This window comes from Acetobacterium sp. K1/6 (assembly GCF_034438075.1).
Classification (GTDB): Bacteria; Bacillota; Clostridia; order Eubacteriales; family Eubacteriaceae; genus Acetobacterium; species Acetobacterium carbinolicum.
Genome location: NZ_JAXQGA010000015.1, coordinates 1 through 12,414, shown reverse-complemented (window position 1 = coordinate 12,414; position 12,414 = coordinate 1). Strand labels below are relative to the sequence as shown.

The window sequence follows — 12,414 nt, the reverse complement described above, 5'->3', positions numbered from 1 at the left end:
TTAAGTGGACACCTCAAACCATTCTTAAATTGTTTTATTTATCGCTTCCGCGAATTTGCGGATATGATCGACCATCTCCCTATAGGTGCTTTTCATTAATTCCGGCGGTAACTCATAGAGTTCGATGCTGTGTCGCAGCTTGACCATACCATTGGCCACGATTTCGTCTGCTGCAGTAATGTCAAAATCCGCTTCATAAACAACCTTACAATCGATGCTCGCACTAAACTTGCTGGCCAATGATCCCAGCAACAGCCTGGCCAGTGGATACTGTTCGTCAGTCACATAAAAGTCTACATAGGTTTCCGGGCAATGCGCCTCCCGTTGCTCTTCAATCAAAAATCCCTGACAAGCGCTCATGGTAAAAAATACCGTAACGGCATTAATAGCATCCACCAGTTCCCGGATGCCATCATCAATGTCATCGGGATTTTTTAAATAAACGGCCTTATCTGCTTGCGTAAAAATCGTGATCGGATTGGTTATCGTCCCTAAAAATGATAAATCCATCGTTTTCCTGCTTTCTTGATTACTCCTATTAAACATACCTGACAATCAGGTTCTTTCCATTTAGCTAAACACGAAAAGCCCGGTGTTAAAAAAAGACCATCCCAAACCAGGTAATCACATTATAGCCGTTTAAAAACGACAAATTATGCTGCTCGCAAATATCGGTCACCGAGATGGCATGGCTTTCCACGCAGGGATACATTTTATCCTGATGCTTACAGCTCGCATCAGGATAAGCGCACGTCTCACAGATGGCACAGGATTCAGCCGTTAGAATTAGCTTGTCATCATACTCACCAAAAACATTATTCTTAATCTCCTCCACAATTTCTAAATGCTCACATCGGGTCGCCAGCATTTCGTCCATATTGAGAATGTCACTGACTTCGGAGATGGTGCTAAAAATAAAACCATGATCATAGCTCAGGCACCGCTGTTTGCATTCTTCCAGCGTCCCAACTGCGGGTGGACAGGACCAGGATTTGCCGTATTGGGGGCATTCCAACTCACAAATGGTACGCACCGCCTGATAAAAATTGATTTCTGACGGGTCTAAAAACGCATATTCAAATATTGGATATGCAGAGATTTTCTTTTCGATATCTTCTTTTGTCATTTTTGTTTACCTCTACAATTTAATTTATTCCCTAAAAAAAAACAGTTACGCATCGCAACCGATTTTTTGCGACTCTATTTTATTGTGTGATCTTTTGTTTTAACATTATAACTATTATCTATCTTATCAATTATTTCTTTTCTGCGCAAGATATTTGCCAGCTCTTGATTGTCTGACTTAATTTGATTGTGATCCTGTTTCACCTGACAGAACTTCATCCGTTTGTTCTTTTTCTTACCCTAAGTCTCATTTGACGGGATTACGCGCCGCATAGTATAATGGAATAATCATGAACATAATCCATCCGATGATAATGCCATGGCATCAGATCGAACAAAACGTGTGTAGCTATAAAAATGGAGGCGTGACCATCACGACTCCATCTGACTTTTACATCCATTTCACTTTATCGCCATTAGAAAGGAGTCCTCTCATGATTAAAGCTCGTCTCTTATTACCGACGATCATCCTCATGCTTTTTTTGCTGGGAGGCTGCTCTGCACAACCAACTGAAATCGGAAAAAAAGCTGAAAACGGACTGCTTGATTTAACGCAATACGATCTAAAAAATCAAATCATTCCGCTGGATGGCGACTGGGCCTTTTACTGGAACCAGCTTCTGGAGCCAAACAGCATTGAAAAAGGTGCCCTTGATGGTTATTTCGCCTTTCCATCGTCCTGGAATAAATATGAAATCGATGATAAAAATATTCCCGGCGCTGGATATGCAACCTACCAACTGACCTTTACCGCTTCCGAAAATGAAATCCTGGCACTTAAGATTCCCAAGGTCCGTACCGCCTATCGACTCTTTGTCAATGGCAACCTGATCGCTACTGCCGGAACCTTAGGGATAAGCCAGAATGCCATGGTGCCACAATATCTACCCCAGATCGTCTCCTTTGCGGCGCTTCCAGGTGATAATGAGATTGTTCTTCAGATGTCCAATTTTTATATGTCCAGCGGCGGGCTGCTTAATAGTATCCTTCTTGGTGGTGAAGCACCACTGCTGGCTCTCCGCTATAATGGCCTTGCCTATAATCTTTTCCTTTTTGGAGCCCTGATGATGATGGGTGTTTATCATCTGGCTTTGTTTTTCTTCCGCAAAAAGGATCGGGCACCCCTGTATTTCGGGCTGTTCTGCCTACTGGTGGCAATCCGTACCCTAATGATTGGTGAGTCTTTTCTTTATTTTGCCATGCCCAATCTTGACTTTGTAATTGCGCGCAAAATACAGACTCTGACCTACTATTTGGGAGCACCCCTGATTTTATTGTTTTTCAGAGCCATTTTACCCGACTATTTCGATCTCAGAATTATCAAAACGGTGATGATTCTGAGTATTGCCTATACCGCAGTCGTAATCATGGCACCCACCAATATTTATACTGCCATCAACCCATTGTACCAGATCTGGACCATTATTCTGATTATCTATCTCTTTGCCATGCTATTAAAAATCGCCGGGCACAAAGAAAAAAATAGTATCCTAATTGTATTAGGTGGTCTGATCATGATCACCACCGTTCTTATTGATACCATTACCCTAAGTCCCTGGATTAATGACAGTTGGCCACCCTTGTTAATGATGATTTTCCAGGGCGATGCTAACTCTTCCACCGGACAATTAATCTTTGCTGTTCTTTACTCCTTGTTGTTAGCTAAAAACTTTTCAGAATCCCTGGAATATCGAACCAGCATGGGTGAAAAACTCAGCGAAATAAATGATCATCTGGATGATCTGGTCGCAACACGAACCCGAGAGTTGACCACTGCCAATCAAAAAGTAGAACAGCAGAATTTCGAACTGGAGCAGATCAATCACGAATTGCAGCGACTTTCCCTACGCGATCCCCTGACGGAACTATGGAACCGACGAAAATATGATGAAACCATTGTCCTGGAATGGCAGCGCTGCTTAAGACAACAACGACCCATTTCGTTACTGTTTATTGACGTGGATTATTTTAAAAACTATAACGATTTATATGGCCATGTGGCCGGCGATGCAACCCTGATTAAAATCGGTGATACCCTTCGGACAGCCTTGTCCCGTCCCACTGATATGGTCGTTCGTTACGGTGGCGAAGAGTTTATCGTGCTTCTTTCGGAAATCAAAAAAGATGAAGCCATCAAAAATGCCAATCGCTTACGTAAAAAAATTGAAGCGCTCGCGATTCTCCATGAGGGATCTATCATCAAAAATTGTATCACCATCAGCATCGGCGTTGCCACCCTTCTTCCCGATCATCATTGTCACCATGAAGATCTGGTCAAAATTGCCGACAAAGCCCTCTATCTTGCTAAATCAACGGGCCGCAACCAGGTTGTTTATCTGGATAAATAACCAAAAGACCCTGCCGATTTTCCGGCAGGGTCTCTTTATTGTAATCCCGGAGGATTCTTCTTTTAATTCTCGTTCTAATTAATCAAGTTCCGAATCGCCAGAGCTATTTCGGTGTTATCCAGGTAAGCACCCTTTACAGGATCTGACCCATTAGCATAGCTCTTAAGCAACTCTGCTCCTGGTCCTTTAGCAAAGAAAGGAACCAGCTGGTTGGTATGATCCTGGCTGTTCCAGGCTAAGGTGGGCATTACACCTTTGCCATTATTTACAACCGCATCATAGACACCGGCAGTACCGGTAAGATATCCGGTTTCATGATCGCCGGTAACGATCACCAGGGTTTCCGACCAGTTGCTGTTGGTTTCAACCCAGTTACAAACAGCTTCTACCGAGTTGTTAAAATCAATTTCTTCCTCAATCAATCGTCCACCAGAATTACCATGACCGGCCCAGTCAATGGCACCACCTTCAACCATCAGGAAGAAACCCTCTTCATTGTTGTCCAAAACATTTAGCGCGCCCTTTGTCATCACGTCCAGGGTTGGCACATTGTCATTGACAGCTACGGCAAATGGTTCTGCTGCTAAATCACCTGAGCGGTTATACTGTAAGGTCTCGTACACTTCCGGTACGCCAATGACTCGCTCTGGTGTATTTCCTGTCTGGAGACTTTCAAACGCTTCTTTTGTCTGAATGAGGTTCCAGTTTTCGACTACGCCATCGTCATCCGCATCATTCCCCAGATTTCCAGCGACCAGGTTATCCCAGGTATCTTTTCCGCCGACATAACGATAGTTTTTGTCCTCAACCGTTGTTTGGCGTTCGCCATTATTGTCATACAGCGGATGTCCAGCTCCCATAATGACATCGGTTTTGCTGTCATTAATCATTTCATTGGCAATTTCACTATAATTTTGTCGGCTGGCGTTATGAGCGACAAACCCAGCCGGGGTTGCGTGACTGAATTCAACGGAACTGATTACCCCGGTTGACCGATTCAGAGCCTTAAAATCTTCGCTGAGATTAACCAGATTCTGCTCGTTTTCATCCACACCAATGGCGGCATTATAAGTTTTAGTTCCAGACGCCATCGCCGTAGCGGCTGCCGCTGAATCGGTAGGAAGATTTTTCAACAAATCAAAGCTGTCCCAAATGGTTGCCGGATCATAAACACTAGCTAAATCATCATCCATGCCCAATTCGTTGTGCGAATAGGTACTCATATTGACACTGGTCGGAAATTGTTCATAAACCTGAGCTACCGCTTTTCCCTCAGTATAATAATTCGTCGCCAGAATCTCATTGGATCCACAACCATCGGAGATCATTAAGATCACATTTTTAATTGATCCGGTATTAACTGGGGCGGGTGAGCCTTTCGGTAAGACGACAACCTTGATCCCTTCGAGACGATAGGATTTTCCTTCTGTTCCTGACAATTCACCGTTTTTCACCCAGTTCATCCAGCCGGTATTTTCAACATGAACCTGATAATAAACATCATAGTTTTGTGCTTCTGTTCCGGTAAGTTTAATTCGGATGGCTTCCAGTCTCAATGACTGACCTTCGGTTCCGCTGATATTTCCGTCGGTTACCCAATCCTGCCAGCCTTCATTTTGAACATGAGTTTGATACGTAACCCCCAAATTCTTGATGTCGCTGATATTAACTTTTATCCCTTCTAATCGTAACGATTTTCCAGTAGTGCCGCTAAGTGATTCTTTTGACTTCCAATCCTGCCAACCAACATTTTGAATCTGGGTCTGATAACTGCAATTTCCTTCAAATACCAGAGGTACCCCACTCGCATTGGTCGTTACTTCCTCGGCCAACACCCCGGTGGTCATCTGCATCCCCAACATTGCAGCCATTGATAAAACTGCAATACCCCGCTTCATTTTTTTGTTCATAACTCTCCTTTTCACCATCGTTTTTTCGGCATTTGCGACGTGCCCGACCCCTTGCCCTCAATGGGTCTTACGCAATCTATATTATCTTCACTCTATGGTATAGTATATCTCACTAATTATCCGCGTAATTGTTGATTCTGTTAAAAGAGCGTTAATGTTCCGTTAATCAATCCGGGCATTCCGATTTATTTTAAGACGAAGTCTTATTATAATCTATATTTTCTCAATCATTGTTAATCTATTGTTGTTTAGAACGCGTTATCCAGGGTATATTTATTAAAAAGGGATGCTGTTTTCTGATCTGAAATCCGTTTTATACATGGTAATTGCAAAAACAATTCATGATAACGCAATGAGGTTTAAAACAAAATAAAATCAAAGAGGAGGCTTTAATTATGTCAAATCCAAAAGTTAAAATCGAGTCTACCAAAGATAAACTGGTGGGCGGAGTCAAGGAAAAAGTCGGAAAAGTTACCGGCAACGAAAAGCTGGAACTAAAGGGTAAAATTCAGGCTAAGAAGGGTGAATTGGAAGAAAAAGCAATACACATGGTTGATAAGGCCGAAGAATTTACCGAAGATGTCGCCGAAAACATCAATGATGCCATCAATGATGCCATCGATAAAGACAAATAAGATCAACACCAATTAAAAAAACAGTGCCGTAATCCAGCAAATCGCTGGTTTGCGGCACTGTTTTTGTTAACTCCTGCTTATGGCTTTATCACCAATTCTGTCCAGACCGAAATGGATCCTGGTGCACATAAAAATCTGCCTATTCCATCCTCATTAATTGTCACGGTGTCTTCACGATTACCTAAGTAATCGACATAATCTTTTCTGGCATGTTGCTTGCCAATGTACATATCTTTATACCCTTGTTCACTGTTTGTCAGCAAAACTGCCATACCACCAGGATGTTCTTTATCGCCTTCCCGGGTCCAGCCGATACAGTTAGAATGATCCAAATAATCGTTTTGTTTACCATAAGCAGAATCAATCCGTAACGATAACAATTTGTCGATTAGATCCTGTTTGCCCTGAATCGGATTTTCTCCGGCAATCCCATAGTAGTCACCATAAAAAATGCATGGCAACCCACTTTCGCGCAATAATATCATGCCATAAGCCAGTGGCTTAAACCAGTCATCAACCCATGATTCGAGGGCTTGTGATGGTTGTGAATCATGATTATCGACAAAGGTTACCGCGATTGTGGGGTTTTTCTCCATCAAGGTATTGTGAAATATTTTACTCATGTCAAAACTATCTCCGGATTGACTTGCCTTCGAAAAATTCATATGCAAAGAAACATCGAACAAATCCACATTGCATCCGGTATCCTCAATATAATCTTCCAATGTTGCGTAGTTCTGTTTCCAATATTCACCTACTGTATAAAAGTCATCACCTTTTTTTGCACGGATGTTTTTGATAAACTCATCAATAAATTCGCCTTCAATATGTTTGACCGCATCCAACCGAAAACCATCAACGCCGGTTTCGCTTATATACCATTCACTCCAACGTTTTATCTCGTCTTTTACATCGGGGTGATCATAATCCAGATCGGCATTCATCAGGTAATCATAATTCCCATACTCAGTGTCAACCTCGGTATTTTCCGCCCATCCTTTAGCGATTCCCTTAATCATATAGATCGCTTTTTTACCATTTTCCTGATTAAAATCGACGCCTGAAAAATGGCTCCAGTTCCATTGGAATTCAGAGTATTTGCCCTGTCTCCCGGGAAATGTAAATTTGGTCCAGCCTTCTATCTCATAGTCATCCGTAACTTTATTTTGTCGATTATTGGGGTCGACTTCGTAGGCCGGAAACCGTTCGGATTCATCGGCTCCCGCCTTATGATTTAAGACAATATCGGCAATTGCTAAAATGCCCTGATCATGCAACGCCTTAATCGCGGCCAGATATTCTTCCTTGGTTCCGTATTTTGTCCGCACCGCCCCCTTTTGATCAAATTCCCCCAAATCGTATAGGTCATAAATACCATAACCCGCGTCATTGGTTCCCGTTGCTTTTGTTGCCGGGGGCATCCACACCAAACTAATGCCGATTTCCTTTAAGTGTTTTGCATCCTCTTTCAGTCTTTGCCAAAGGTTACCATCATCTGGTAGATACCATTCAAAATACTGTATCATTGTTCCGTTTTTGCCCATTTTAAAACCCTCTCATTCTTATTAAATGTATGTCGAATTAATATCCATCTATAAGAATTCTTGCCTTTTATTTTTGTATTTTTGCTACTGTTATTTATTACCCAAAACAACAGCGAATAATAACTTGCAAGAATTTTAAGGGTAAAAGATCCTAAATCAATCGATGGGGCATTTAATTTCTTAATGCGTGAATCCCGATGGTCCTTTATTTTGCATCGCTTTGCCATGAATTAAAATATGTGCCGAATCAAGTTCCTTAATGGCATGCTTGAAGTCGGTGATAAATTGAATCGCACTTTGCATATTCAGATCCTGACGAACAACCACCCGCTGAATGATGACATTCGCTAAATTATCCGGCAATGGGTAGGCTGGAACCTGCCAGCCATTCATTCTGACCCGATCCGCTAAATCATACAGACTCCATTCTTTGTTTGCCTTTAACTTCCAGCAAACAATCGGTATGTTTTTACCATCATTGTAGATTTCAAAGAGTCCCGTATCTTCAATTTCTTTGCCAATATAGACTGCCACATCCTGGGTTCTTTGATGAATACTGATATATCCCTGACGCCCACAACGAAGGAAATTAAAATATTGTCCGATGATTTGACTGGCGGAACGCGAAAAATTTATGGCCATCGTCGGCATGCTTCCGCCGAGATAGCTGACGTTAAAAATCAGTTCCGAAGGTAAATACTTTTTATCCTTCCAGATAATCCAACCGACACCAGGATAAACCAAACCATATTTGTGCCCAGAAGTATTTATGGAAACGACATTCTTTAGCCTAAAATCCCATTTCAAATGGGGATGAATAAACGGTGCAAACATACCGCCGGATGCTCCATCAACATGAATATATACCGGTAGATCGTGACTTTTGTTATATTCTTCAAGGAGGCGATCAAGACCTTCTACATCATCGTATTTGCCAGTATATGTGATCCCCATGATAGCAACAACACCGATGGTATAATCATCGACACAATCTAATACCAGGTCTAAGTTAAGACTCATATGGTTTTCATCCAAGGGTACCAAACGCATTTCGATATCCCAATACACACAGAATTTTTCCCAGCAGACCTGATAGCCGGAAGAGATAACAAGATTCGGCTTTTTTGTATAAATATCCAGCCCCTTTTCTTGTGCTCGTTTTCGCCAGGCAAACTTCATCGCCATACCGCCCAGCATACAGGCCTCGGAAGAGCCCACCGTTGAGGTGCCGATGAAATCATCCGCATCAGAAGCATTCCATAAATCTGCAATGATGTTAACACAGCGGTTTTCCAAATCGGCTGTTTGCGGGTATTCCGATTTGTCGATGGCATTTTTCTCCAACGTCTCCGACATAATTTTCACCGCCTCCGGCTCCATGTACGATTGGCAAAATGTAGCTAAATTCTGTCGTGCATTCCCTTCATCAATTAAGTCATCTTTAATCAATTGATACGCGATTTCCGGGTCTAAGGGATTTTCCGGTAAAGAAAATTGCGGAATCGGTTCGTCACAGGCTTCGGCACCAAGAACCGGGGTGATATAAACATTTTTTCGTTGATCCTCTTTGGATTTTTTTGAAACTAACATTTTTCCCTCCTCGTGAAATATTTCTGTTCCTATTTTTTATTTTCATTTCAAAGTCGTTCACTTTTAGTATTAATTGTAGCAGAAATCTGGAATAATAAGAAGCGATTCTTCTAATACAAACGCTCACAGAAAAGTAGTCAGGTATCATCCAAAAAATAATACTCCCTTCGCTTCCGACAGTTTTTAGCTGTCGGTGACGAAGGGAGCCTTCTTACATTTACTAATTATTTAACGCATTGTTTTTTTTCTAAATCAGTGAATCTAGATCTGATTTATAAAGGAGCTACAACGGTGCTCTGAATTAAAGTAACTGCTGTCTGGGTCAGTAAACGACCATTGATCGATGCTTGATCTCCCAGACCGATGTTTGTGTTGCCAAGTACAATTCCTTCAAAATGGGCACCCGTTCCAATTGAAACGGTTTCTGCGGCTTGCCAGAATATATTTTTGGCTTGTACGCCACCAGCTAGAATGACCTTTGTATCACTGGCTTGAGTGATTCCTTTTGCGATTTGGAAGATGAAGATATCATCAGGACCACCATTAAGGGTAACATCCGAATTGATTAAAACCTCATTATCCCAGCTGTAAACGCCAGGGGTTAGAGTTTGACCACTTAAATCTCCAGTAAACTCGTTTGTATAATCGACAGCTCTTCCAGCTGCATCAACGTATGCTGTTTCCATATCACTTACCGCTGTGGTAAGGTTAACATCTGTTGGAGCAGCGTAGTCTGACGCATATACTTTACCTGTAACTTGAGATGAAGTTGCAAACACATTCGTCGCATCAGCTGTCAGCGAGAATCCTGTAATGGCTGACGCAGCTATTGGGCTAACGCCGATATCGCCGGTAATTGCCGAATCTGGCACGGTTGAAATGCCTGTTTTTGCCAGGATCGCATAATTAGCCGATGTCCCAAGGTTGACCGGTTCAGTAACGGTTGGGTTTGGTGCCGAAACGGTTACGACACAACTGTCTGTCATATTGCCATCGACTGTTGTTACCATAATCGTAGCAATTCCAGCACTGACACCGGTAACGATGCCGTTTTCATCGACGGTAGCGATAGCCGTATTGTCGGATGACCAGGTGACGGTTTTATTGGTGGTATCCACTGGTAAGACGGTTGCTGTAAGTGCTTGTGTCTCATCAACTAAAAGACTTGCCGTTTCTTTATCCAGGCTTACAGATACCGGATGAACAACCTCATCTGTTTTTATGATTCTAATTTCTAATGCTTCTAATCTTAAGCCCTGTTCACTGGTGCCTGCTAATGCTCCATCAGGGACCCAACCCTGGGCCCAACCCTGATTTTCAATATGGACACGGTACTCAACTGAGTATCCGGGCATGTTGAGCAGATTCATGGTGACTGCTTCCAAACGCAAACCCTGACCTTCAGTACCTGCCAGTTCGCCATTTTTTCGAACGGCCTGGTCTCCCTGATTTTGTACATGGACATTATATTCGATCCTAGCCTCGGCAGGAGCATTAACCAACTCAATTTTTAAAGCCTCCATCCGAAGTCCCTGACCTTCTGTCCCAGACAGTTCTCCATCAGAGACCCAGCCTTGGTCCCAACCTTGATTTTGTACATGAGTTTGATACGTTACACCAACGTCACTCGCAGCCTCGGTGGTAAGCTGATCTTCTTGTGCGAAAACGTTTCCAGCTAGAAAGAAACTAGTAAATAAAAGGAACGATGCTAATAATAATGCTTTCGTTTTTTTGAAATTTTTCATTTTGTACTCCTTAGTTTTTTATATTTTTGTCTTTTGAAACTCGAAAAGACAGTAAAGATACCATTTTTTTGATAGAAAACTATCTTAACTTCTTCGAATACTGTTTATTTTTCTCCTTTCGATACCATGTATCATATCATGCAAATTAACGGAATTTCATTTTTATTGAAAATAATCCATAAACACCATTAACATTAAAGAAACCTCGACCTAAACAAACTAATGCCTACCAAGCGGCTCACTTTGTTTCTTTCTTTACACAGCATTTACTAAAAGTGAAATCTTTGGTAAAAAAGCAAGCTGGTTTCTCTCGATCCCAGCTTGCTTCTTACCTGTTAATCCTGTTCCAATGCACTACTATATCATGAACAGCGTTCCCGCTCCATGGGTCAAAGCAGATACAACAATGAGTACTAAAAGCGCCACACAATCAATTTTGCAATATTTAAAAACATATCCGACAGCCCATGATAACAACATCGGAAATGTCCCCCTTTTCTACCCCGTTATCAATAATCGATGCCATTAATAATGGAATAATGACTTCCATTATAACTTCAAGAATGACATAAACAGAAGCAAGTATTGAGTCTTTTTTTAATTTATTATCTTTTTTCACAATTTGCCTCTATCATTGTTCGTTATCTATCGTTTCATTCCAGGTGACACTTTGAGTATTTCTCTGGAACAATAAATTAATTTGTGTTAAAATAACCGTAATGAATCATTTTTAAGAACATATTTGTCCGATATTAAGTTGAATTCACGGATATACGAACAGTATTTTTTGCTTAAAGAGCTTGAGCTCAGAAGTGACGACAAAAACACCATGGCTGTCGTATTCGACTTATTTTCACAGGAAAATTTGACTGATAATAATGAAAAACTGCCGGAGTGGAGCGCCATCGATTTGTTTATCGATAAAGTTACTGAATTGGAACTGGATTTGATTATCACTATTCGGATGGATGCGATGCGCTATGAACTCTACAGCGATAATTTTAAAATGTTTATTGAAAAATCCATTCAATATTATGGTCTAAGACATATCAAAAATTGGGAATATCAGTTTATCTGCAGAAGTTCCGATCAGCTAAGCGATTCTCGAATTTACATCGAGTATCTTCTGGCTCGATTAAACGGCGGCAAAGTGAAGAGCCTACTTGCTTGATGTCCATCAAACAACCGTATCTTCTGGTCTAGCCAGTAAATTCTTAGAAAGTTCTGATGGTACCTATTGTATCTTAAAAGAAAAAAGGCTCTTTTAGGCAGGAAACAGGTGCTGTAATTGCAGTCTTTAATCTAGGAATATCCTATATCCAAGATCCCAAACTGAGTCTTTATCCCATTATTTACATAAGATATATTCGTTGAGGGGGCCTTGCAAAAAACATAAAATCAAATGATATATACAAACATTTGTTTGAAGGAGAGTGTGATTGTTTTTTGCAAGTACTTTTTGCAGAAAGTTGCAAGTTAAAAATACAGAATGTTGCATTATGGAAAATCCATAGTTT

Annotated in this window: 10 protein-coding genes; 3 read left to right on the top strand and 7 right to left on the bottom strand. The window is 41.4% G+C overall.

Annotated features, from left to right (window positions below; translation table 11 throughout):
• Positions 1 to 24: 24 nt before the first annotated feature.
• Positions 25 to 510, bottom strand: coding sequence for a hypothetical protein (locus U2P91_RS12890; protein WP_111888917.1), 486 nt, complete (start codon positions 508 to 510; stop codon positions 25 to 27).
• An 85-nt stretch (positions 511 to 595) separates the two neighbouring features.
• Entirely contained in the window at positions 596 to 1,126 is a 531-nt protein-coding gene (locus U2P91_RS12885) for a DUF2284 domain-containing protein (RefSeq protein WP_111888916.1), read from the bottom strand.
• A gap of 433 nt (positions 1,127 to 1,559) precedes the next feature.
• Between U2P91_RS12885 and U2P91_RS12880 the strand changes: the two genes are divergently transcribed.
• Positions 1,560 to 3,473 carry a diguanylate cyclase gene (locus tag U2P91_RS12880; protein WP_322519784.1) on the top strand — a complete coding sequence of 638 codons (1,914 nt, stop codon included), beginning with the start codon at positions 1,560 to 1,562 and terminating at the stop codon, positions 3,471 to 3,473.
• A 74-nt stretch (positions 3,474 to 3,547) separates the two neighbouring features.
• Here the strand turns inward: U2P91_RS12880 and U2P91_RS12875 are convergent, their stop codons facing one another.
• Positions 3,548 to 5,383: an alkaline phosphatase gene (locus U2P91_RS12875; RefSeq protein ID WP_322519783.1), complete on the bottom strand. Its 1,836-nt coding sequence runs from the start codon at positions 5,381 to 5,383 to the stop codon at positions 3,548 to 3,550.
• A 395-nt stretch (positions 5,384 to 5,778) separates the two neighbouring features.
• Between U2P91_RS12875 and U2P91_RS12870 the strand changes: the two genes are divergently transcribed.
• Positions 5,779 to 6,018 (top strand): CsbD family protein, encoded by a 240-nt coding sequence (locus U2P91_RS12870; protein WP_111888911.1) that lies wholly within the window; start codon positions 5,779 to 5,781, stop codon positions 6,016 to 6,018.
• A 77-nt stretch (positions 6,019 to 6,095) separates the two neighbouring features.
• Here the strand turns inward: U2P91_RS12870 and U2P91_RS12865 are convergent, their stop codons facing one another.
• The 4 genes from U2P91_RS12865 to U2P91_RS12850 form a co-directional block, all read right to left on the bottom strand.
• Positions 6,096 to 7,562 carry an alpha-amylase gene (locus U2P91_RS12865; protein WP_322519782.1) on the bottom strand — a complete coding sequence of 489 codons (1,467 nt, stop codon included), beginning with the start codon at positions 7,560 to 7,562 and terminating at the stop codon, positions 6,096 to 6,098.
• A gap of 180 nt (positions 7,563 to 7,742) precedes the next feature.
• Positions 7,743 to 9,152 (bottom strand): glutamate decarboxylase, encoded by a 1,410-nt coding sequence (locus tag U2P91_RS12860; RefSeq protein ID WP_322519781.1) that lies wholly within the window; start codon positions 9,150 to 9,152, stop codon positions 7,743 to 7,745.
• Positions 9,153 to 9,424: 272 nt separating this feature from the next.
• A complete protein-coding gene (locus U2P91_RS12855) occupies positions 9,425 to 10,897 on the bottom strand; it encodes an ice-binding family protein (protein ID WP_322519780.1) in 1,473 nt (490 codons plus the stop codon).
• Positions 10,898 to 11,342: 445 nt separating this feature from the next.
• Positions 11,343 to 11,516, bottom strand: coding sequence for a hypothetical protein (locus tag U2P91_RS12850; protein ID WP_204355415.1), 174 nt, complete (start codon positions 11,514 to 11,516; stop codon positions 11,343 to 11,345).
• Between the two features lie 138 nt (positions 11,517 to 11,654).
• On the opposite strand from U2P91_RS12850, the gene U2P91_RS12845 reads away from it, so the two are divergent.
• Positions 11,655 to 12,068, top strand: coding sequence for a hypothetical protein (locus U2P91_RS12845; RefSeq protein ID WP_162624533.1), 414 nt, complete (start codon positions 11,655 to 11,657; stop codon positions 12,066 to 12,068).
• The last annotated feature ends 346 nt before the right edge of the window (positions 12,069 to 12,414 follow it).